This is a genomic window from Proteiniphilum sp. UBA5384 (assembly GCF_002410825.1).
Taxonomy (GTDB): Bacteria; Bacteroidota; Bacteroidia; order Bacteroidales; family Dysgonomonadaceae; genus Proteiniphilum.
Map to the genome: position 1 here is coordinate 116,390 of NZ_DHOS01000067.1, position 25,138 is coordinate 141,527.

A 25,138-nucleotide genomic window follows, 5' to 3' on the forward strand; every position below is an offset into this window, starting at 1 on the left:
ACAGGAAAAGGATGAAGTATATCGCACACCTGATCTCCACGGTCTTTCAACCCCTGCTGATGCCGACATACGGGATCATGCTCCTTTTTGTATATACTTACTTCGGAGTAACCTATTTAGACCAGTTTTGGCTGATACTCACTCCGGTATTCCTTTTCTCATTTGCTATACCGTCTATCCTCATTTTTCTACTATATAAGATGGGGATTATTTCCGATTTATCACTCAAAGTGCGTAGTGAACGCATCTACCCCTATCTCATCACACTGATTTCCTATTCGGTAATGATATGGTTTTATTACAAGATGCATATGCCTCTATGGTTTTTAATGATTCCAATCTCGTCAGTGGCAATAATGGCAGTTGCCATTATCATTACATTAAAATGGAAGATTAGCGCACATATGTTCGGCGTGGGAGGACTCATTGGGGGTGCCATGTCGGTAAGCTATTTCGTAGAACATTCCAATCCCTATTTTATGTTTATGGGATTATTTATTATCGCAGGGCTGGTAGGTACATCGAGGCTTATCCTCAAACGTCATACATTGGCTCAAGTGATTGCGGGTTTTTTCCTGGGATTTATACTTTCATTCGTTTTCGTATGGATGGGAACACGGGGCTGATCACTCCGGCTTATCGAAAAAAGTCCCCGATTTGAGCTTTGACAGAAGAGAATTAAATCGTATATTTACCGCGGAATAAGAAAAGGGAAAATGAGAAAGTTAATAGATGGATGAAATCAAGTGAACGTTTTTAATAGCATTATACAAATAATATTTTTTAAAATTTGAATCATGATGAATTTTCCTGAAAATGTAAAGTACTCTTCCGATCATGAATGGGTAAGAGTCGAAGGCGACGAAGCATATGTAGGAATTACCGATTTTGCCCAGGGAGAATTGGGTGAAATTGTCTATGTAGATGTAACGTCTGAAGGTGAAACCCTGAGTCAAGGAGAAGTTTTTGGAAGTATCGAAGCCGTAAAAACCGTATCCGACCTGATGATGCCCATAGCGGGAGAAATACTGGAAGTGAATGCAGCCCTGGAAGATGCACCAGAATTGGTGAACAGTGACGCATTTGGTGACGGTTGGATTATCAAAATAGCAATCCAAAATGCCGATGAATTATCGGGCCTGATGTCTGCTGCTGAATACAAAGAATTTATAGGAAAGTAAAATTGGTGTAATGATGTGATAATTTGAGGGTTTACTTCATCAACAAATCGGCACATCAACAATCAGCAAATCATTTTATATGAATCCATTAGTAAGCATTATTATGGGCAGTACCTCCGATCTGCCTGTAATGGAAAAGGCCGCCCAATTCCTGAATGACATGGAGATTCCGTTCGAGATGAACGCTCTCTCTGCTCACAGAACCCCCGGAGAAGTAGAACAATTTGCGAAAGGGGCAAAAGACAGAGGTATCAAGGTAATCATCGCAGCGGCCGGCATGGCGGCCCATCTTCCCGGAGTAATCGCCTCCATGACCACTCTCCCCGTAATTGGTGTACCCATTAATTCATCACTCGAAGGAATGGATGCCTTACTTGCTATCGTACAAATGCCCCCCGGCATCCCGGTAGCGACGGTAGGAATCAACGGTGCCCTAAATGCAGCAATCCTCGCTTTGCAGATGATCGCTACGGGTGATGAATCGGCTCAGCAGAAATTGGCAGACTATAAAATAAGCCTGAAAAATAAAATTACCAAAGCCAACCAAGAGCTGGCTTCCGTCACTTACAAATTCAAAACAAACTAAATTCAATAGTTATTCGCACTTCGTGCGTTACAACTGAATAACTATCGAATATCTACTGAAATATGAAAAAAACAGTACTTATGTCCACTGCCCTATCTCTGCTGGTAGCCTGTAACAATGGCAATAGAGCAGATAAACAGGTACCGGTTGACGACGGGATCGACTACACTACTTTCGAATATAAGGTAGATCGGTTTGCAGATATCGAAATACTGCGCTATCCCGTGCCGGGGTTCAACAGCCTGTCGCTGCAACAGAAAGAATTGATCTACTATTTATCCCAGGCTGCCCTTGAAGGGCGTGATATCCTCTGGGACCAACACAACCGTTATAACCTGACTATCCGTAGGGTTTGTGAAGGGGTTTATGAAAATTATATGGGTGACAAGTCGTCCGAAAACTGGAAACATTTCGAGATATACCTGAAACGGATTTGGATGGCCAACGGCATTCACCATCACTATTCCGAAGACAAGATCTTGCCTGAATTTCCACAGGAATATTTTGTTTCCATCGTCAAGGGAGTAGATCCGGGCCGTATGCCTTTCCGTGACGGCATGGCAGCCGATGAAACGCTCAACGAAATCCTTCCGGTGATGTTCGATCCCAAGGTGATGCCCAAGCGTATGAACCAATCAGCCGGTATTGACATTGTCGCCAATTCTGCTGTGAATTTCTATGAAGGCGTTAGCCAAAAAGAGGTAGAGGATTTTTATAACGCCATGAAAGATCCCAACGACCGGACACCGGTATCATATGGATTGAACAGTAAAGTAGTAAAAGTTGATGGAGTAGTCACAGAACAGGTATGGAAGCAGGACGGGATGTACGGCAAAGCCATCGAACGTATCATAGGATGGTTGGAGAAGGCTGCCGCCATAGCAGAGAACGATCATCAGAAAGAAGTAATCAACTCTCTGGTTTCTTATTACCGCACAGGTGACCTGAAAACATTCGATGACTATTCGGTGAAATGGGTGACCGATACCATTTCCCGGGTGGACTTTATCAATGGTTTTATCGAAAATTATGCCGATCCGCTCGGTATGAAAGCTACATGGGAATCGATGGTAAACTTCAAGAGCCTGGAAGCATCTGAACGCACCAGAATCATCAGCGAGAATGCTCAGTGGTTTGAGGATAACTCCCCCATTGACAATCGCTTCAGGAAAGAAAAAGTCAAAGGGATATCAGCTAAGGTTATTACAGCTGCCATGCTGGGGGGCGACTGCTATCCTGCTACCCCCATCGGTATCAACCTGCCGAATGCTGATTGGATCAGGCATGACCATGGTTCCAAATCGGTGACTATCGACAATATTACCTTTGCTTACGATAAAGCAGCCGAAGGGAATGGATTCAATGAAGAATTCATGTGGAGTGATACTGAACGTGAGCAAGCCAAACAGTTCGGTGTAGTGACTGACAATCTGCATACCGATTTGCATGAATGTCTCGGACATGGATCAGGTAAACTGCTGCCGGGAGTGGATGGCAATGCTCTCAAGGAACATGGTTCCACATTGGAAGAGACAAGAGCCGACCTTTTCGCCCTCTATTATCTGGCTGACCCCAAATTGGTGGAACTGGGACTTTTACCGGACAATGAAGCATACAAGACATCCTATTACCATTATATTTTGAATGGAGCCATGACCCAGCTCACCCGTATAGAATCGGGTAAGGATATTGAAGAGGCACATATGCGCAATCGGGCATTGATCTCCAACTGGGTGATCGAGAACGGAAAAGCCGATAATGTAGTGGAAATGCAACAACGTGACGGCAAAACATATATAGTGGTCAACGATTACAACAAACTGCGCATCCTTTTTGGCGAGTTACTGGCCGAAATACAGCGGATCAAGTCCGAAGGCGATTACGAAGCCGGCAAGAACTTAGTAGAAAAATATGCAGTAAAAGTAAATGCCAACCTGCATAAGGAAGTGCTGGCACGCTACGAAGCATTGGATATCGCTCCTTACAAGGGGTTTGTGAATCCGGTCTATAAACTTGTGACGGACGACAAAGGAAAAGTAACCGATGTAACTGTATCCTATAACGAAAACTATATAGATCAGCAACTGCGTTACTCAAGGCAATACTCAGTACTGCCTTTGAAGAATTAATCGAAGCATTAGTCCAAAGGAAGATAATCAATACAATGAGGGTGCATCACAAGAGTGGTTCCACCCTCATTGTATTGATTGTTGAATCGTTCAATCATTACTACCTGTCCCGGTCCGTCGGGATCAGTAAATCAACAAATCAGTAAACCGACTCATGACTTACAACGAAACGCTTGACTACCTCTACCACCAGATGCCTGAATACCAGAGAATCGGCGATAAGGCGTATAAACCGGGGCTTGACAACAGCCTTGCATTGGATAGAATATTCAATCACCCTCATCAACAATACAGAACCATTCATGTGGGAGGCACCAACGGGAAAGGCTCCACTTCTCATTTACTGGCAGCCATACTTCAGGAATCGGGTTATAAGGTAGGGCTATATACTTCACCTCATCTGATTGACTTCCGTGAACGGATCAGGATTAACGGAGAAATGATTCCCCGCGGATTTGTGATGGAGTTCGTGGAAAAACACAAAGAGCAATTTGAGCCGGTCATGCCTTCATTTTTTGAACTGACGATGGAAATGGCTTTTCTCTATTTTGCTCAACAAGAAGTAGATGTGGCTGTAATTGAGGTAGGACTGGGCGGGCGGCTCGACAGTACCAATATCATTTCTCCCGACCTCAGTATCATTACCAATATCGGCCTCGATCATATGAAGCAGCTGGGTAATACGTTACCCAAGATTGCTGCCGAAAAAGCAGGAATTATAAAACCATACACCCCTGTGGTAATTGGAGAAATGGGAAGTACCGACGTAACACAGGTTTTTATTGATAAGGCACAATCTGTAAGTGCCCCTATTGTCTTCGCAGAGCTCTATATGAATAATTTTAAAGCGGAGAGGGGCGAAGGTGAATGGTTGTTCAACGCCGACGGGTATCTTGATGTAAAGGCCGAATTAAAAGGGCCGGCGCAGGACAAAAACGCCCGGACGGTCTTGACGGCGGTGGAAGTACTCCTCGAAACCGGCTATGAAATTCCAAAAGAGGCCGTATATAACGGGTTCGCCAACGTAACCCTTATTACCGGATTATTAGGACGATGGCAACAACTACAAGCCTCTCCGAGAATTATATGTGATATTGCGCATAATGCACATGGGATACGCTATGTGGCAGAACAACTGCAATCAGAAAAATTCAAGAGACTTCATATCGTATTTGGCATGGCCAACGATAAGGATGTGAAAGCCGTACTAAACCTATTGCCCAAGAATGCTGCATATTATTTCACCCAAGCTTCGGTAGAACGTGCTATGGATGAAAAAACGCTGGCAAGTCATGCTGAAACCTATGGATTAAAAGGTAACTGTTACACCGCCGTGGCCGAAGCAATAAATGCCGCGAAAGAAAACGCCGATAAAAATGATCTCATTTTCATCGGCGGTAGTTCCTTTATCGTAGCGGATGCATTACCACTATTTATATGATTACCAAATCAATACGAGCCTAAAATTATAACTGGGAAGAAATTCTGCCATTTCTTCACTTCCGAACAAGTCTGAAGACTGAATATAAAATGCAACAGACGGTTTTTCTACACCATCTTTTTTATATTGTATATCAAAACTGATCGTCTCGGTATAAAACGGATCCGCATCACCATAAGATTGCACATAGGGAAGTAACCTTTGTACTTCATTTATATTCTGCTCCCCAATAAAAACATATCCCAACACAGCACCGTTTTTATAAATGTTTTCATTCAGTCCGGCTAATTCATATACGGCTTTATAACGTTTGTCCCTATCATCCCAACTCCAATGACCATCCTCCGTTGTGATATTCACAATTTTCCATTCCGTAAAATTAAGTTGCTCGTTATTCTGCCTTAATGCCTCTTCAATCATTCTCCTTACTTGTGCCTCAGTCAGATAATCATCCGGATAATAAGGATCATCATCGGAACAGGAATATCCTCCCAATAACACAGTCACTACACACAATGAAATAATCACTGTTTTACATAAATTCCGCCTCATGTAGATTTATTTTTTAATTATTATTTCTTGGCTTGAAGACAAAAATAGGCATTTTAAATAAAATATCTACAAAAAATTACATAAAACAGACAGTACAAAATAACTTCAAAATATTGATGCCCATATTTCATACAGAGGAAAGCCGGTAGTCAGTCAACACTCAACATTACCAAATCAATATAATCTGAAATTCCGCTGTGGGAGGATAGGGATCATAAGTTCCCATATCAGTAGATTCTAAGTAAAATGTTGCCACAGAAGATGGATTTTCTAATTGAAAATAACAACTATAAGTTTCGGTATAAGTACCTCCATCATTCATTTTGCCTACTTTCGCATAAGGTAAAGTGGTTTTAGCATCACTATTGAATTTATAATAAGCAATTACCGCTCCTTCATCAAAGATTTTTTCATCCAATTCAGGTAAGTTCACCGTAGCCTTATAGCCCCCTTTAAATTCATCTTCAGACCATATCCAATCCGGACCATTTATTTTAACATTAACGATTTGCCATTGGCCATCCAATGAATTGTCAATCATTCGTTGCACATCCCAATCCGACAGGGAATCATCCGAACATCCGTAACCCACAAAAAGTATAAGGAATGCAGCAACAGAGGAGAATAAAAATTTTCTTTTCATAATTCAGTATTTTTTAATCAATAAAATTTCTTTGCAATCTATGACGTCAAAATGGTCTTTACGTTTAACTTAAAACAGTAAAAAGGAGAAAAAGTTTAACCTATTCCTCCTCCATGCCTGGTATAGTGCTGCTCATAACTCGAGTAAGCAGCTCAGTTTTCACTATCTTTTACCCAGGAATCCTCCAAGGATATCATTTAAAGGATTACCATCGCCATCTTTGTCGAGTGCGCTACCCAGCATATCCACAAGGCCTCCTCCGGATTTGGCTTTCTGTTGGGCACCTCCTATAAGACTACCCAAAAGATCACCCAAACCACCAGCGCCGGTATTGGTCTGCCTTTTCTGTTTACCCAGATATGCCATTACGATGGGAGCCAGAATAGCCAACAATGGTCCTATCTTATTCTTACTAAGACCTGTCTTCTGGGAGATACCCTGTTCTACCCCCGCAAGATTACTCCCGAACACATGGTTTAATATACCATTGCCGTCCTGCTGCAATTCCTGTGTACGTCCTCCGAAGATACCGGAAAGGTTATCCAACAGCGAGCCGTCGTGCTTCGATTCAAGCGCCTTGTTCAGGTTCTCCGCACCGTCCCTCGATTGTACATTTTTGGTCATCCCCTCCAGTATTGCCGGTATAGCTAAACTGACCACGCTCGAGGCTTCATTTTGACTCATGCCCAATTGACCGGCTACATTTTTCACGATGGATTGCCCCGCCGTGCTCTTCAATAATTCTGATAGATCCATTTTGAATAAGTATAAAAAATAATTTCCCCAAAAATACATCTATTTAAACAATTTCTATGCAATTTTGGTTTTGACAATTAAGGAGATGAGGAATAAAACCTCATATCTCCAATTTTACCAATTTGATATATCGAATTGTCTGCTGTAAAAAAAAACATTATTTTTGTCCACCCAGATAAATTGGGTGAAAATTATATGTCTTGATTCTTGCATCTTGGCTTTTTATTCTTAAAATAATGAAACAATATCTCGACTTATTACAACAGGTACTGGACGAAGGCGTCAAAAAAGAGGACCGTACCGGAACAGGTACTATCAGTATATTCGGACATCAGAGCCGGTATAGGATGAGTGAAGGTTTTCCGGTGCTCACCACAAAAAAATTACATCTCAAATCGATCATTCATGAATTGCTTTGGTTTCTGAATGGGGATACCAACGTGAAGTACTTGAATGATAATGGCGTACGTATCTGGAACGAATGGGCGGACGAAAATGGAAACCTGGGTCATATCTACGGATACCAATGGCGTTCCTGGCCCGATTATAATGGCGGGCATATCGACCAGATATCGCAGGTAGTCAATGCCATTAAAAACAATCCCGACTCACGTCGTATTATTGTTAGTTCATGGAACGTGGCAGACATCCCCAATATGAACCTCCCACCCTGCCACGCTTTCTTCCAGTTTTATGTGGCGGATGGCAAACTGAGCCTGCAACTATATCAACGTAGCGCAGATATCTTCCTGGGTGTACCGTTCAATATTGCTTCTTATGCATTGCTACTAAAAATGATGGCGCAAGTGACCGGATTGGAAGAAGGAGATTTCATCCATACTCTGGGGGATGCGCATATCTATCTGAATCATCTGGAACAGGTGAACCTTCAACTTACGCGTGCTCCCAGAGTGCTGCCCCGGATGAATATCAACCCTGAGATAAAGAATATCTTCGATTTTCGTTTCGAAGATTTCAAACTGATGGATTATGACCCATATCCGCATATTAAAGGTACTGTGAGTGTATGATAAGCAGGGAAACAATCCATATTGCCATTATCGTCGCACTCGATGAGCAGAATGCTATCGGACGTAACGGAGGCTTACTTTGTCACCTTCCCGCCGATCTCAAACATTTTAAGGAGATCACCACAGGTCACTGCATTGTCATGGGAAGAAAGACCTATGAATCACTGCCCAAAGGAGCACTACCCAACCGCACCAATATAGTGGTCACCTCCCATTCTGCGGAAAATTATCCTGGTTGTATTGTAGTCCGCTCTATAGATGAAGCAATGACATATTGCAAAGAAGAAGAAACTGTTTTCATTATAGGAGGGGGACAACTTTACCGTTCATCGCTCCATCTTGCCGATCAGCTTTATCTCACCCGTATTCATCACACATTCGGAGATGCGGACACTTTTTTCCCGGAAATCAGTCCCCGGCAGTGGAAGTTAATTTACAGTGAAATGCATAAATCAGACGAAAAAAATCTATATGACTACTCATTCCTGCACTATATAAAAAGAAAGTAGAAAAATGCGCGCAGACAGTTGGCAAGAATTTCTGCAAGGTGACGAAAATGCTTTTTCGGAGCTTTATTGCCTTTATTTCAATGAACTCCTGGCATACGGCCTCAAAATCGGTTTCGATAAAGAGATATGCAAAGACGCCATCCAGGATGTCTTTTACAAAATATACACTTGCCATACCCAATTAACCCATATCAGGAATATAGAATCCTACCTCCTTCACTGCCTCAAAAACCGGTTATTAGATCTCTACAATGTGGAAACTAAAATCAACCATATAAATTATAATGAAATAATTGTGGAAAGTGAAGATAGTGTAGTAGAAAGAATTATCGAAAAAGAGACAGAGTTGCATTTAGAAGATAAAATCAAGCATTCGCTAAATGCATTGCCACCTAAACAAAGAAAAATAATCTATTACCATTATCAACTTAACCTTTCTTTTGATGAAATAGCCATTTTACTGGAAATGAAACCGGATACCATCAGGAAATCGATACATAGAGCCATACAAAAAATGAGAGAGACCCAACGCCTTAAAATTTCTTTCCCCATTTTTCTTTTCTCTTTCCTTCAATAAAACATGGTTAATATTTATTAATATTACCCCATTTTATTCTTTTTTTGATACTTTTGATGCAAAATAAAGCCACATAATATATCTCAGTGACTTTTTATGCGACGACCTTTTATTCAAACTTAACTACTTATGCCTATGGAAAAAAGTAAAAGTACAAAAAATGCCGTCTAATACGGCGAATCATTCAATCAGAGTGCTGTTCGGTTACGAAGTGATTCGTAATTTATTGGTAACAAATTAAAAAACGAAGGTATGCAAGTAAAGAATCCACCCAAGTTATTTTTTATAAAAATAAATAACATTTTTTCAACAATCATGCAATATTGTGTTTTAGCCGCTTTTTTCTCTGTTTTTTCTGCTACGGCAGCAAATATATATCCTGAATCCAGAACAGAAAGCGCTGAACTAAAAGAAGTGATGCTGACAGATCCATCTTACGGATTAGAAAAAAACAAGATCGATGCCGGAGCTCCTGAACAAACCGGAAAAACAATTACGGGGACAGTAAAGGATGTGCATGGGCAACCCATTATTGGTGCCAATATCATAGAAGAAGATGCTTCGTCCAACGGGACTGTCACCGATATTGATGGTAAGTTCACCCTGCAGGTAGGTAATAATGCTGCCGTCCGAATCTCTTATATTGGCTACTTGCCCCAGACGATCCATAGCACAGAGAGGACTCATTTCGATATAACATTAATCGAAGACACCCGGGCCTTGGAGGAAATAGTGATAACCGCCATGGGTATTAAAAGGGAACGGAAGGCATTGGGTTATGCCGTTTCTGATCTGGATGCGGGAGAGTTGATGAAAAATAAAAATACCAATGTTGTCAATTCCTTGGCAGGCAAAATTCCGGGGGTAAATATCACCCAAAGCAGTGGTGCAGCGGGGGCAGGGGCAAATATTATTATCCGCGGAGGAAACTCCACATCAGAAGGTCGCGAGAATCAACCATTGTTCGTGGTTGATGGTATTATTTATGATAACTCAACCACAGTGGTCGGAAATAGTGCTACCGACGGGATGACACGCAGTAATACCACATTTTCCAACCGTGTAATGGATATCAACCCTGAGGATATTGAAACAATGTCGGTATTGAAAGGGGCAGCAGCTGCTGCTCTGTATGGTTCACGAGCAGCGGATGGGGTAATAATTATCACTACAAAGAAAGGAACGGAAGGTAGGGTAAAGATTGACGTATCCAGTAAATTAAGTTCTTCATGGTCCACCAAATTACCTGAAACTCAAAAAGAATTTGGTCGCGGATATTATGAAAATAACGGCGTATTCAATGATCTTACCTATAAATCATGGGGAGAGAGAATCGATGCCGCCACTTCCCTATATGATAATATCAGGAATTTTTTTAAAAATGCAATTGTATACGATAACAATATAAGCATCTCCAGCGGCAACAGCAACAGTTCTTTCTACCTGTCGGCTTCTAATTATGACCAGAAAGGGATTGTACCTGAAACCGGATACGACAAAACTACATTTCGCTTCAATGGAGAACAAAAATATGGGCGCCTCACCGTCAATGCCAATGCTGCCTATTCAATTGCCAATACAAACAAGACACTGACTTCTGCAGGATTGTGGGATGGAGGTGGAAACGGTACGATGACGGCCCTTTATAGTTGGCCATTGACCGAAGATATGTCGAAATATTTAAACGAGGACGGCTCTAAATACCGTTTGTTTGAAGGCCGCTGGGATCTGTCCGATGATAAAGAGAATCCCTACTGGATTATCAATAAGAATAAGATGACGGATAAAACCGATCGTTTTACCGGATCACTGGGAGGATCTATGGAGATTACAGACTGGTGGAATGTATCAGCACGTGTAGGATACGATCAATATACGACAAATGCCTATACATACATGGCCCCCGGGTCAGTGGTGAAGGAAATATATCAAAATGGCCGCTTGAGTAAAAGTGACTATAATTATACATTTATCACCACCAATATCATGACCAATTTCCATAAGGCGTTTAATGATTTTGATTTCAATCTCTTGTTGGGAAATACGACTGAAAGCACAGAACGGTTAAATCAAACCCACTGGGGGTATAATTTTATTACAGCGGGAACCATCAGCTTCTCTAATATTTCAAAAGAGAACCAGTTTTTTACCGATGCTACCGTCAAAAAACGTCTGGTAGGCCTCTACGGAGAATTCCGTGCATCCTACAAAAATATGGCTTACCTCACCCTTACAGGACGGAATGACTGGTCATCCACTCTTCCTATCGATAATCGTTCTTATTTTTATCCCTCTGTCAGCGGATCATTTGTATTTACCGAAGTAATACCAAAAAACGATATCCTGTCATTCGGGAAGATCCGTACCAGTTGGGCTCAAGTAGGTAAAGATGCCAATTCCTACGCAACCCTTACCTACCTCACCGATCCTTTCTCATTTGGTTCATTTGTGGGTGTAGGTAATCAGTATGTAAGCGGAAACGCTTATTTGAAACCGGAAATACAAAGAGCTTGGGAAGTGGGAGGAGAATTCAGATTCCTGAATGGACGAATTGGACTGGATTATACTTATTACCATAGCAAGACGACCAATCAGATAGCCTCTCCACGTCTCTCAAACGCCAATGGATATATCATGTCATCCATTAATTCCGGTTCTGTCATTAACAAGGGAATGGAAATTTCGATTACGGGTAAACCGATTATAACACCTGATTTTGAATGGGATATCACTTTAAATACTTCCTATAACCGTGGGAGGCTGGGTGAATTCCTGGCTGGTGTGGAAATATTCTATCCCACCGATGCGCAATTCGGCACTATCAAGGCGGCCTCCATTCCCAACGGAGGTAATTTCCTTGCCTTGATAGGATCACGGTATGCGTACGAAACGAAAGGGGAAGGCGATCAAAAAGAGGAGATTATCGGTGGCCGTTACCAGATAGATCCAACCACAGGACTCTATAAAGTAGCAAGTAGTACAAGCGAAGTGGTAGGCAACAGGGAACCTAAATTTATTGGAGGGCTCAATAATTCTTTCAGGTATAAGGACCTGACATTCTCTTTCCTGCTCGATCTGCGTATTGGGGGCGACGTATACAACGGTACGGAATACTACATGGTCACCAATGGATTGTCTAAAAGAACTCTGGAAAACGGTCGTGAATATGTAACCGTGACAGGGGTAAACAGTGAAACAGGAGAGGATCTCAACCAGACTTATCATATCGACCAGCAATATACGATCAGTGGCACCACCTATTCGGGTAAAGCCATGATACAAAAGTACTGGGATAATTATGCTTCAAATTCATATCACTTTATCACCTCCGTCAACTGGTTAAAGTTGCGTTCAATGGCTATTAGTTATGATTTCACAAAGATGATCAAGAATCAGAGTGTTATCAAAGGACTTGCCGTAACCGTAACAGGGACCAACCTGTTCACATTGACAAACTACAAAGGTATGGATCCGGAAGTAAGTACAGCCGGGGGAACAGGTGGCTCCGGAGCCACCGGAATAGATTATTGCAGTGTCCCTGCAACTTCCAGTTTCACTTTTGGTGTAAATGTCACATTTTAATAATGAAAAAACAAGAAATTATGAAAAATCTAAAATATTGCATTGCATTGGTATGTGTAGTATTATACACCACGTCATGCAATGATTGGCTGGATGTAAATAATGATCCCGACTCTCCCAATAACAAAAGTGCCGTGGTATCAAACAGGTTACCTTGGATCCAGAAATTTTATATGTATTCCGCAGGAGCCACCAATATGCGCACCGCATGCCAAGCGGGAATCTATTACAGTAATAACACCAATAACAATCATTTGGGTGTTACCTGGGCTTGTCAACCGGGATCAACGACCACATCCTATCAGACATGGTTCGTTTCGTCAGCTGCCAACCTAAACGACCTCTATAATAAAGCGCAGGAAGAAGGAGCTTACCATTATATGGCAGCTGCCAATGTGATGCATGCATTGGGATTTATGGAAATGCTGGATCTCTATGGCGAGATCCCCTATACAGAAGCATTGGGATCTTCACCAAGTCCGGCTTATGATAATGGAAAAACAGTTTTCAACGGCTGTATCGCCAAACTGGATGAAGCGATTGAACTATTGAACCGAACCCAGGAAACAACCGCTGAAAGCCTTTCGTCGGGAGATTTATGGAATGAGGGCGATGTAAATAAATGGCTGAAACTCTGCTATGGATTGAAGGCCCGTTATCTGCTGAAACTCTCCAAGAAAACAGATTTATATAACCCAGAGGCTATCCTGGATTGTCTGTCCAGAGGTCCCCAATCCAACGCCGACAACACCTTTGCCCGTTGTTACAATAGTGCTTCAGACGTGCTTGATTACCTGTACTTTGACCCGATCATGACCAATGGGAACTGGGATTATGCCGCTTATGGCAGCAACCAGCGTATTACCAAATATTACTATGATTTGCTAACAAACATGCGGGGTTCGGGAGTGGAAGACCCCCGTATGACCAAGATTGTGCCAGCATCAATGAGTAATATTAAGTTAGATGCCAGCAATAAGGTACGGGAGTTTAAATGGCTTCGCTCTGAAGGTGTGGATATCTATGGTGATGCCACCCGTCTAATTGCCGGAGGAGCCACCTCTATACAGATTGCGACTTACGCAGACGTCGACAAGGAAATTAAATATACTATTGAGGATAATGCCGACCGTACAGCATTTATTGCTGCATTAGCCGGGAAACCCTATACAGTCAACGGAAATGACGTAACCGTTACTTATAAAGCCGGATCGGTGTATGTGAACAGCACAAATTACAAATATGCAGGTGATACCGTGTATGTCAATTTACGTACGAATTCAGTACAGACCGGGAATGCAGACCTGGGAGAACTGGATATGAACTGGTACTTTACATCACAATCCAAATCTCAGGGGGCGGTGGGGTCCACCGGGTCGTTCCAGGTTCGCCCAAATTCGGACCAGGAGATATTGACTTACCACGAAATGTGCTTTATCAAGGCCGAAGTTTATATGCGAAAAGGAGATAAAAGCAATGCGCATAAAGCATATCAGGATGGAATCAAAGCCCATATCGACATGATGCAGGAGAAACTGACCGAATGGAAATCTGCCGGACATTCAAATCCGGATATGTGGCCTATGGACGAAAGTGCCATTATGACATACCTTTCCGGTGACGCTGTTTGTCAGGACGCCGGCAGCCTTACTATGGCTGACATCATGTTACAAAAATACCTCGCCATGGGTTGTAGCATCGAAAACTGGAACGACATGCGCCGTTTCAATTACAGTGCCGGGAATATTGACAATTTTGGCGTTGTGTATCCCGGCTATGACCGCAGTCCGTTATTTGCGGGACAAGCCGAAATCATCGGTTCATCCAAAACCGACCTTACCTATTGGATGCGCCGGTGGAGGTTACCCGACACACTTGAATTGAAATATAATTCCACCAATGCAAAAGAGGCCAATGCCAATGCTTTGGAGAAATATATCTGGAGTTGTCCCGTCTGGTGGGATTGTACTACCGACGATGAATATTTTGGCTATATACAGGCCGCCCTTAAATAATAGAGGGTAAAGAAACTAATTTACAAACACTTGACAGGGCAATTCATTGATAAATTGCCCTGTTATTCTTTTATGAAAACTTATTCCCAATGCTGGAAAGTATTCCATATTTAACCATACTTAGTTAATCTTTATTAATATTGTCCTAATTCTCTCCCATACCCAGTCTTTTTATTATAACTTGAATAAAAAGAGCCTGAGATGAATTATAAGGACTTCTTAAGCGATGACCTTTTCGTATACTGGAGGATTCACCCTACAAAGGAACTGAATGCCTTTTGGGAAAATTTTATAAGAAAAAACGAAGAGCACAGAAAAGCATTCAATAAAGCGATTGAAGTATTCGAACAGATACGTGACGAACAAGACTCGTTGCAAACCACAGATACGTCTTTATTACAGGTACTAAAAAATCGGATCAAAAAAGAAAAGAAGCGGAGACTAAGGATTATCTTCACCTCTTCCGCTGCCGCAGTATTGCTCCTGACAATACTATCCACCCTCTTTATGTTGTATGAAAAGCCCGGGAATATGACTCAACAGTTATCATCCATAGGTGAAGTGATGGACAATAGCAATATTCAACTTTTTACCGGCAGCGACATGCTGGAAATAGACAACAACTCCACCCTGAACTTATCCGAAAAAAAACACAGTGCGGTTATTCAGAATCCTTTTGCAAAGAAAGAAATCGATTTGAATGATAACCGTACAAACACACTTGTGGTTCCCTATGGGAAGAGATCGACATTGATATTGGCCGATGGCTCAAAAATATATTTGAATTCCGGCACAAAAATGGAATTTCCTACCTCATTCTCCGGAAAAAAAAGAGAGATCAGGGTAGAAGGAGAGATATTCATCGATGTAAAAAAAAATAAAACACCTTTCGTGATCCATACTCCCCACTCTCAGATCCTCGTATACGGCACATCCTTCAACGTGTCCTCTTATGCCGAAGATAGAAGGGAATCGGTTGTATTGGTAAATGGCTCCGTGGAAGTAAGAAGTGAAAACAGCACCTTACTGTTAAATCCCAGTGAAATGGCAGAGATCGAAAACGGAGCAATCCTCCGTAGAAAAGTGGATGTCTCCGATTATACCGGTTGGACAAACGGTTATATGCAATTTAACAAGTCCCCCCTCAACGAGGTATTGAAAAAAATAGGAAGGTATTATAATGTTGAGTTCCGATATGCCCGAGATTTGGATATGAATAACCAGACCTGCTCCGGAAAATTATTCCTTTCGGAGAGTTTAGATGATGTTTTGCAAGCTTTTTCAAAGATGACTTATTTACAATGTGATAAACAAGATGATACCACCATATCCATCAGGAAATAACCAGAAAATCAGTATTATTTACTAAAAAAATGATGTATGCCTATGAAAGATAAAGAATAAAAAATGAAAAAAGTCGAATAATGCGGCAACATTATTCGACCAAAGTGTAAATTTTGTTGGCACAAAATTTACGAAGTGAATCTAATTTATTGGTAACAAATTAAAATTCAACACAAAGATATGCAAGAAAAGTATAACTGTGAATTATTTGCCAAGAAAATAAACGGCAAGTTTTTAAAAATCATGAAAATCTATTTTTTAATCACAATCCTTTGCATCTTTTCAGTATCAGCTGAGAACATCTACTCTCAGTCCAAAACGGTCAGTGCCGAGCTGAAAAATGTCACGTTAAAAGATGCATTCCGTGAATTAGAAAAAAGCAGTGACTATCTCTTTCTCTTTATGGATAATATAGAGAATGGTCTGTCTAAAAACGTAAATGTTTCCCTCAAAAGCAAATCCATGGACGAAATATTGGATTTGTTGTTGAGGAATACAGACCTTACCTACTCCATCGTCAACAGGCAAATCACCATTTCCAGAAAACCCGGTACCACTGACGAGAAGAACAAGGAAGAAGAGAAAACCACCATCAAGGAGGTACAACAAACCGGTAAAACAATTACGGGAACGGTAACGGATTCGAACGGCGAATCCATCATAGGTGCCAATATCGTGGAAGAAGGCACCTCTAATGGCACCATCACTGACATCAACGGCGGGTTCACGCTGAAGGTGGCCGACAATGCCACCATACGCATCACCTATATCGGTTATTTGTTCCAAATAGTCAATACAACCGGAAAGACAAGTTTCAACGTTGTGTTACAGGAAGACTCAAAAGCGTTGGACGAAGTGGTGGTAGTGGGATATGGAATTCAAAAGAAGGAAAACCTCACCGGTGCCATTTCTACAGTCAATGTGGAAGAAACAATGGGTAGCCGTCCTCTTCCAGATTTGGGACGTGGATTGCAAGGTACGGTTCCCGGACTTTCAATAGTCGTGCCCAGCGGGGAAGTAGGTTCCGACCCGGTGATGAAAATTCGTGGCCAGATAGCCTCCATTTCCGGATCAAGCGACCCTCTTATTTTGGTGGACAACGTGGAGATACCAAGCATCCAATATATCAACCCGAACGATATTGAAGCCATTACGGTGCTGAAAGATGCTGCTGCCAGTTCTATATATGGAGCCAAAGCAGCGTTTGGTGTAGTCCTTATCACTATGAAAAAGGGAGCCAAGACTGAAACGACCAATATCACCTATTCCACCAACCTGTCGTGGCAAAAACCTTTTAAAGATATAGAACTGGCCGGAATAGAGGGATTGGAATATACGTTAGATGCACATAAAAACATGAAATCCGGCGGACCGGCCGGCGGTTTCTGGCGTGTGAACGACGAAAGCCTTGAAAAAATGAAGGAATGGCAGCGCCTGTACGGTTCAACCGTCAAGAATTCTGATCCTGTATTATATGGCCGGGATTGGATCTTCGAGAACGGCGAGAAATATGGATACAGGATCTATGATCCGGTGGAAGCCATGATCAAAAACTCCGCCTTTTCACAGAACCATAATCTTTCGCTGAATGGAAGGCGCAATGATACAAGTTATAATTTGAGCATCGGTTACCTGGGACAGGAAGGAATGATGAAACCGGCTAATCACGACGATTACAAGAGGTTCACCGGAAATATAAACGTTTCTACCAAAGTAGCGGATTTCATCACTATCCGAGGAGGCGCCCGCTATTCGGACGCGACCAAACGGTATCCCAATTCATCAAGTGCCTGGGCTTTTGCTGCCGACCCATGGCTTTATCTATACAGATGGAGCCGGCTTTTCCCTATCGCCACTACCGAACACGGACAACAAATCCATGACCCCTATTGGGATACAAAGAATACAAATGATGTAATCAAAAGAGACAGGTATATAAACCTGACCGCAGGAACGACTATCGACATAACCAGTAACTGGAATATAGAGGCTGATTATGCCTACACCTCGGAAATGAAACCATTTACCATGTCTCTTCCGGTAGCCACTGCCCTTGAACACTGGTATGCACCGGTTGAATGGAGAGACGAAAATGGAGACCGGGTATATGTGGATGAAACAGGACAGGTTACAACAGACGAAGGCATGCCTGGTTATCGGTTCTACACCTCGAATTATGTAACTGACGAAGAGAGCTATTATTATCAAAATTCCTTTCTATCAGACAAGCATACCTACAACATCTTTTCCACTTACAATTTGAACTTGAAGGATTTACACAAGTTTAAATTTATGTTAGGATCTAACATCGTCTCTTATAAGTGGAATAACCACTCTTCAAACAGGTCTGAGCTGTTAGATAGCAACAATCCCCAGTTCGCTTTCACAGTGGGTAAAGAAACCGTAGGGGGCGACGCAAACTGGGATTCGCAAGTAGGATTCTTCGGACGCACCAACTATTCCCTGATGGATAAATATCTGTTGGAAGCAAACCTTCGCTACGATGCCACCTCCAAATTCCCGTCAGATATACGTTGGAAATGGTACCCTTCTTTTTCTGGCGGATGGATCATCACAAACGAAGAGTTCATGAAACCATTGGATCCAATTCTAAGCTTTGCCAAACTGAGAGCTTCATGGGGTTCTATTGGAGACCAGTCTGTATCAAACAGCCTCTATATGCCTACCATGAGTTTAGGAAAGAACAACTGGCTTACCGGTGAAGGTAAGAATTTCTTTCAACTGGGAACACCCACTCCTATTTCGGAAGTAATTACCTGGCAAGATATCGAAACCCTGAATTTAGGCCTTGACCTACGCCTATTCAATGACAAACTGGGATTTGTTTTTGAATGGTTCCAACGCGACACCAAAAATATGATTATCCCCGGTGAATCATTACCTGCTACTTATGGAGCTAATGCACCGCAAGGCAACTTTGGTAATTTACGTACCAAAGGATGGGAAATAGCCGCTGATTTCCATCACCGGTTCAACAACGGCATCACCCTCCGTGTAAATGCCAATATTTCGGACGCTATTACCGATATAACCAAGGGAGCCGACTGGAACACTCCTTGGGAAAACAGGAGTATACACAATACTTTTACTACCGGAAAACGGTATGGTGACATATATGGATACGTAACTGACCGGCTTTATCAAAAGGATGATTTTCTTTATGATGAAAACGGAAATATCATGCAAACCGTGATCATCTGGGAAGGAACCTCAAAACGCACCAACCAGTTAGCAGGCAACAATCCTGTGTACCAAACGGCTTTTGAGGATGGGAACCAAGTACTGCTAGTAAGTCCCGGAGATGTAAAATTCGTGGATGTGAACGGTGACGGATATATTACCGAAGGAAAAAATACTTTCGGCGACCCGGGTGACCAAGTGGTGATCGGCAACTTTACGCCACGGTATGAATATGGTTTGAGGTTGGGAATTGACTATAAGGACTTCGATGCATCCATCTTCTTTCAAGGCGTAGGAAAAAGAAAAATATGGGGATCTGGGCAACTCGCCATTCCCGGTTATTTCTCGAAAGAGGGGGCCATGCCAAAAGCCATTGCAGAAAATTACTGGCGGCCTGACCGTACCGATGCTTTTTATCCCCGCGCTTGGAACCTGAACGGAGCCAATGAAGGATTCGTAATGAGAAAACAAAGCCGTTACTTGCTGAACATGGCATATCTGAAGATTAAAAATATCACTCTCGGTTATACCCTACCCAAGAATATCACCCAAAACATACATCTATCCAGTGCGCGTTTTTATGTCTCGATTGAGAATTTCTTTACGTTCGACAAATTGCGTGGACTCCCTATTGACCCGGAAACGATTTCCGGCCATTCCATGCTAAGGGATAGTGGTTACAACAGTGATCGTACCGGAACCGGAAACCCCTCGTTCAGGTCAGCTTCTATAGGTGTACAAATCGGATTATAAAAATAGAATCATATGAAAAATATAATTATAACTATCGCTTTATATTTGATTACCCTGTTAATCACGGGATGTGAAGATTTTCTCGACCGTCCTCCATTGACACTGGATAATGACGAAACGGCATGGACTTCCGAACAGAAAGTAAGGCTGTATGCCAATAAATTTTACCCCACTTTTTTTGTGGGTTACAGTACCGACGTATCCGTCTTTACCGATGACGTGGTGCAACGGGGTAACCAGGGCAATTTCACCCGTGCCGTGCCTAACAGTGCCGTTTGGAGTATGACCACATTGCGGTCTATCAATATTATGATCGACAGGGTTGGAAACCGGATGGAAAATATCCTGTCGGCAGAAGCCTATAACCACTGGATGGGGATCGGCCGCTTTTTCAGGGGATTGAGGTATTCAGAACTGGTTTTTGCCTACGGAGACATACCTTACTATGATCACGTTGTAAGTGATACCGATAAGGACGACCTTTATAAACCCCGCACGCCACGCAATGATGTGATGGATGCAGTATATGATGACCTGAAATTTGCATTCGACAATGTGCGGCTCAACGACGGTGACCAATCTGTGAACAAATATATTGTGGCGGGATATATTTCCCGTATTGCCTTATACGAAGGCACATGGCAAAAGTACTATTATAAGAATAACGCACAGGCTGAAAAATTCCTTTCCTTTGCGATTGAGGCAGCAGAATTTGTGATGAACAGCGGGAAGTACGCCATTGATACCGACTTCCGTACACTTTTCACATCCAATAACCTGAAAGGCAACAAAGAATGTGTCCTTTATCGTCATTATGATAAAGCCGTAAATGTCACCCATACTGTAGCCCATTACAATAATCCACTCAACTCCATCAACTATGGAGGCACAACGGACCTGTTGAAGGCGTTTATATGTATCGATGGGAAGGTGTGGCAAAACTCTGCTATTGACGAGGCAAAAGATTTCAGAATCAGCAAACTCGTAAAAACAAGAGATTCCCGTTTCGAGGGTACCTTTTATGATAAACCCACCGTCAGCGCAAAAGGGTCTTTCTTGTTTCCAATAAAATTTTTCCCCAGATACGGAGTAAAACAAACGGAAGAACAGGGTACAACTCCCGAAGAGTTGAGTGGCGATTCGTATACCGATGCGCCGGTCCTGCGTTATGCAGAAATATTACTCAACTGGATTGAGGCGAAAGCAGAATGGGCAACCATAGGGGGTACGACTGTCACACAAGCCGACCTGGACAATTCCGTCAACCGGATACGCAACAGGCCATTGGCCCCGGAAGCTGAAGCAAAAGGAGTGCAAAAAACAGCTGCCATGCAACTTGATGCCCTCCCTGACGATCCTGATAAAGATCCAACCGTATCATCGCTGATATGGGAAATCAGGCGAGAACGGCGGATGGAGTTCATCTTTGAGAATGCGCGTCTAATGGATTTAAAACGCTGGTATAAACTCGAGTATATGGATACTGACACGAAACCGGAGTTGCTGACCGGTGCCTGGGTAAACTTCCCGACGGAGATGAGCGAGCAGCTGACCAGTACTAACGCACAAAAATTTTCGGTGACAAAAGCCGATGGTTCGGTAGTTTCCTATAACGGTACCAATAATGCCGAAATGGTGGGTTTTTATAAGGATGTAATTACCAACGGACGCCAGCCTTTCCTGAACCAGTTAAATGTCAATCCTTACCTGTCGCCGGTAGGGAAAACACAAATCGATGATTATGCCAGCAAAGGATATGTTTTACAACAGACCGAAGGATGGCCACAAAATTAATCACACTTTAAAATGGATCAAACAATGAAAAGAATCAATAATATACCAAAAAGCGGATTGTTTTTCGTCCTCTTGCTCATCCTATTCATGCTCTCATGTGGCGAAGATTTTCCGGAAAACGTAGAATCAACCAATTATGTTGTGTTGAAATCCATCAAGATACTCAATGCCGGAGTGGAAGGAACTACGGTTGTGGAGGGAACAGTAAATGAAGTGACAAAAAAAGTTTCATTCCCGCGGGTAGACCCTGAGACGGATGTGTCTGCCATACGCTTTGAAGCTGAACTGTCGGAGGGTGCCACATTGGATAAGGAAACTTACAGTTTCCATTTTGAAGAAGGGCAGGATGCCAATGATATTGTGATAAAAGTAATCAATGCACCCAGGTTTCGTGAATACTCTGTAGAACTCAGGCTCAACGTGCCGGTGTTCGGTGCTGATTTTAAGAAAGAGCAAGTTATCGACTATACGAACAATGAATTGGGAGAACCGCTCTATCCTGTTTTCACCGGTTCATTGACCAGAGGATCGGGATTTGACGGTAAGCATGTACTAATCGTTACACGGAATGCCATGGGATCGCATCTCCTGGATGTAAATGATCTGAAGAATGGCGAAATCAAACCTATCCCGTTAAATATGACGGGGGTAACTTTAGGGACATTCACCGTGAATTTAGGTGCGCAGATAAATGGACATACCTATATTGCCAATCTCTCAGGCGGCCTTGCTTCACCGTTAAAAATTTATCATTGGACAGATCCTTCCGAAGCACCGCAGGTAATTGCCAATATCGACAAGAATACGATACCCGGTGCGGGAGCACGCCACGGCGACAACCTCTCGGTAAATGTAGATGAGGACGGAAATGGTTATATCTATTTTGGAGACAATGCAGTCACACAAATACTACGATTGAAAGTGAGCAACTTTACTGAAATTTCCGATCCTGCGATATTGCCCACTCAACCCGGGCTGGGAGGCTTCATGAATATGAACCGTATCGGAAATAGTGACCAGTACCTGCTTACGGGCCACGAAGCCCCTATCATGGTCACAACTGCAAATGCCGACGTAGCGTATAAAATGGCCAATAGCTCCATTCCGCTCAGGGCATCTGATCCCAGGGTCGTCTATTTTAACGAAGAACGTTATCTGTTGACGGTTACAGCAGCACGTGGCGGCAGTGATCCCGTAGTAATGTATGTCTATGATATTACCCGGGGAGCAACCATCACCGAGGCGTTGGAAATATTTGAGGCCGGTACCAAAACACCCCTTCTCCAATATTCTCTCCTTGGTCCTACAAACGCTTCTCCTTCTACCCAGACAGGCTGGTATGTCACCAAAGATGAGGAGGGGAACGATGATAAACTGATGCTATACGGGGCATCTAATGACGCAGGATTTGTAATTGTGGAGTTCCCGAAGAAAACACTCGACGATTAAGGATGAATCAGACTTACCCTGAGTAAAAATTACTTTGGCGGCATTGCACCGCCAAAGTAATTCTTCATCTCCATATTAAAATCTCACGGCAATGAAAAGAAAAATCTATTATTATATATTGTCATTACTTTCGGCGTATGTGATCTCTTGTAGTAAGGATGATATTCCCGGTGACAAAACGCCCGATAATCCGAATTCCAAACCCGACAATGAACTGATATTCCCCAAAAAGGAAATGCGGTCGGTGTGGATCACCACTGCCTGGGGACTGGATTGGCCCATGACTCAATACGGCATGGAGGCGCAAAAGAGCCAATACATACAATATCTCGACAAGTTCAAAGAGTTACACATAAACACCGTTATCTTCCAGGTGAAACCGATGGGGGATGCCTTCTATAACTCTCCTTACGAGCCATGGAGCGTGTCCATCACCGGAGAAAGAGGAAGAGACCCGGGATACGATGTACTGGAATTCCTGATTGACGAGGCGCACAAAAGGGGTATGGAGTTCCATGCGTGGATGAATCCTTACCGCGTCGCCACCCGTGCCAATAACGGCACTGCTTACCCGGCATTGCATCCTTCCGTGAAACCCGAATGGGTGGTCAGTCACGAAAAGATACAGATATACAACCCGGCTTTGCCCGAAGTAAGGCAACGGTTGTCCGACATTGTGAAGGACATGATCACAAAATATGATGTGGATGGAATTCATTTCGATGATTATTTCTATCCCGATCCTTCGTCTGCCGGAACAATGGTTTCCGATGCGGACGACTATCAGAAATACGGAGCAACCTACAGCACTATAGAAAATTTCAGAAGGGCCAATGTGGATCTCGCTATCAAGGGCGTACACGACGTAATTGTAGCCAATAAGCCGGAAGTTATATTCACCATCTCCCCCGCTGCCAGTCCCGATTATAGTTTAAACACCCTGTTTGCCGATGTGGCCAAATGGTGTAAGGAAGGATGGATAGATGTGGTGATGCCGCAGTTATACCAGGAAGTAGGCAACCCCTATAACGATTTTCAAAGTAGATTAAGTTGGTGGACACAATATAACCACACTGCGACCCCCATGATAGGCCATGCGCTCTATAAATTCGGTGACAGTCAATATCCTGCCGCCTTCCAGTCGACTCTCGAATTGCAACGCCAATTCGACCTGACACGCAGAAACAAAAAGGTGATGGGAAATGCCATGTATAGCGCCAGATTTATACTTTCTAACCCAATCGGTATTACCAGTAAATTGGCTGAAATCTATAAAACTCCGACGGTAATCCCGTTTCTGGGACGTGAAGTCGCCCCCACCCCGACGAAGCCTCAAAACGTGAAAATCGAAAACGGACAGTTAATATGGAACAAGCAGGGAAACGTGAGATCTGTCGTCTATCATTTTCCTGACATCAAAAAAGAGGGGATTGTTTTGACGATCACAGACCAGACGAGCTTGCCGGTGACCGCCAACGGGTCCTATTGCGTGACAAATATCAACACAGACAATAAAGAGAGTGACCCATCAGAAATAGTAAAAAATGGGATATAACACAGTTATATTTAATATCTTTGTCGTGACTATTCAAAAG

At 42.7% G+C, this 25,138-nt stretch carries 18 protein-coding genes; 15 read left to right on the forward strand and 3 right to left on the reverse strand.

Going from position 1 to position 25,138, the window contains the following annotated elements; translation table 11 throughout:
• Positions 1-11 precede the first annotated feature (11 nt).
• The 5 genes from B4G81_RS13020 (at position 12) to B4G81_RS13040 (ending at position 5,337) form a co-directional block, all read left to right on the forward strand.
• Positions 12-626, forward strand: coding sequence for a hypothetical protein (locus tag B4G81_RS13020; protein WP_294083194.1), 615 nt, complete (start codon positions 12-14; stop codon positions 624-626).
• A 174-nt stretch (positions 627-800) separates the two neighbouring features.
• A complete protein-coding gene (gene gcvH, locus B4G81_RS13025; protein WP_294083321.1) occupies positions 801-1,181 on the forward strand; it encodes a glycine cleavage system protein GcvH in 381 nt (126 codons plus the stop codon).
• A 79-nt stretch (positions 1,182-1,260) separates the two neighbouring features.
• A complete protein-coding gene (purE, locus tag B4G81_RS13030; RefSeq protein ID WP_294083196.1) occupies positions 1,261-1,767 on the forward strand; it encodes a 5-(carboxyamino)imidazole ribonucleotide mutase in 507 nt (168 codons plus the stop codon).
• Positions 1,768-1,829: 62 nt separating this feature from the next.
• A complete protein-coding gene (locus tag B4G81_RS13035) occupies positions 1,830-3,896 on the forward strand; it encodes a dipeptidyl-peptidase 3 family protein (RefSeq protein WP_294083198.1) in 2,067 nt (688 codons plus the stop codon).
• 154 nt (positions 3,897-4,050) lie between these two features.
• The gene (locus B4G81_RS13040; RefSeq protein WP_294083200.1) at positions 4,051-5,337 is read left to right on the forward strand and encodes a bifunctional folylpolyglutamate synthase/dihydrofolate synthase; all 1,287 of its coding nucleotides are present in this window, start codon (positions 4,051-4,053) and stop codon (positions 5,335-5,337) included.
• Here the strand turns inward: B4G81_RS13040 and B4G81_RS13045 are convergent, their stop codons facing one another.
• The 3 genes from B4G81_RS13045 to B4G81_RS13055 form a co-directional block, all read right to left on the reverse strand.
• A complete protein-coding gene (locus tag B4G81_RS13045) occupies positions 5,338-5,889 on the reverse strand; it encodes a hypothetical protein (protein ID WP_294083202.1) in 552 nt (183 codons plus the stop codon). It lies immediately after the preceding gene.
• A gap of 166 nt (positions 5,890-6,055) precedes the next feature.
• Positions 6,056-6,532: a hypothetical protein gene (locus B4G81_RS13050; protein ID WP_294083204.1), complete on the reverse strand. Its 477-nt coding sequence runs from the start codon at positions 6,530-6,532 to the stop codon at positions 6,056-6,058.
• 162 nt (positions 6,533-6,694) lie between these two features.
• Positions 6,695-7,288, reverse strand: a complete 594-nt coding sequence (locus B4G81_RS13055; protein WP_294083206.1) for a DUF937 domain-containing protein — start codon at positions 7,286-7,288, stop codon at positions 6,695-6,697.
• A gap of 236 nt (positions 7,289-7,524) precedes the next feature.
• Here B4G81_RS13055 and B4G81_RS13060 point away from each other — a divergent pair, with 236 nt between their 5' ends.
• From B4G81_RS13060 to B4G81_RS13105, 10 genes are all read left to right on the forward strand, one after another.
• The gene (locus B4G81_RS13060; protein WP_294083208.1) at positions 7,525-8,319 is read left to right on the forward strand and encodes a thymidylate synthase; all 795 of its coding nucleotides are present in this window, start codon (positions 7,525-7,527) and stop codon (positions 8,317-8,319) included.
• Positions 8,316-8,828: a dihydrofolate reductase gene (locus B4G81_RS13065; RefSeq protein WP_294083210.1), complete on the forward strand. Its 513-nt coding sequence runs from the start codon at positions 8,316-8,318 to the stop codon at positions 8,826-8,828. Before B4G81_RS13060 ends, B4G81_RS13065 begins: the two co-directional genes overlap by 4 nt.
• 4 nt (positions 8,829-8,832) lie before the next feature.
• Positions 8,833-9,405, forward strand: a complete 573-nt coding sequence (locus B4G81_RS13070; protein ID WP_294083211.1) for an RNA polymerase sigma factor — start codon at positions 8,833-8,835, stop codon at positions 9,403-9,405.
• Positions 9,406-9,720: 315 nt separating this feature from the next.
• On the forward strand, positions 9,721-12,987 hold the full coding sequence (locus B4G81_RS13075) for a SusC/RagA family TonB-linked outer membrane protein (protein WP_294083213.1): 3,267 nt from the start codon (positions 9,721-9,723) through the stop codon (positions 12,985-12,987).
• A 20-nt stretch (positions 12,988-13,007) separates the two neighbouring features.
• Positions 13,008-15,002: a SusD/RagB family nutrient-binding outer membrane lipoprotein gene (locus tag B4G81_RS13080; protein ID WP_294083214.1), complete on the forward strand. Its 1,995-nt coding sequence runs from the start codon at positions 13,008-13,010 to the stop codon at positions 15,000-15,002.
• A 201-nt stretch (positions 15,003-15,203) separates the two neighbouring features.
• Positions 15,204-16,346: a FecR family protein gene (locus tag B4G81_RS13085; protein ID WP_294083215.1), complete on the forward strand. Its 1,143-nt coding sequence runs from the start codon at positions 15,204-15,206 to the stop codon at positions 16,344-16,346.
• Positions 16,347-16,589: 243 nt separating this feature from the next.
• Positions 16,590-20,300: a TonB-dependent receptor gene (locus B4G81_RS13090; protein WP_294083217.1), complete on the forward strand. Its 3,711-nt coding sequence runs from the start codon at positions 16,590-16,592 to the stop codon at positions 20,298-20,300.
• A 12-nt stretch (positions 20,301-20,312) separates the two neighbouring features.
• Positions 20,313-22,094 (forward strand): RagB/SusD family nutrient uptake outer membrane protein, encoded by a 1,782-nt coding sequence (locus B4G81_RS13095; RefSeq protein ID WP_294083219.1) that lies wholly within the window; start codon positions 20,313-20,315, stop codon positions 22,092-22,094.
• 24 nt (positions 22,095-22,118) lie between these two features.
• Entirely contained in the window at positions 22,119-23,543 is a 1,425-nt protein-coding gene (locus tag B4G81_RS13100; RefSeq protein WP_294083221.1) for a DUF4623 domain-containing protein, read from the forward strand.
• Positions 23,544-23,634: 91 nt separating this feature from the next.
• Entirely contained in the window at positions 23,635-25,098 is a 1,464-nt protein-coding gene (locus tag B4G81_RS13105; protein WP_294083224.1) for a glycoside hydrolase family 10 protein, read from the forward strand.
• Positions 25,099-25,138: the final 40 nt, after the last annotated feature.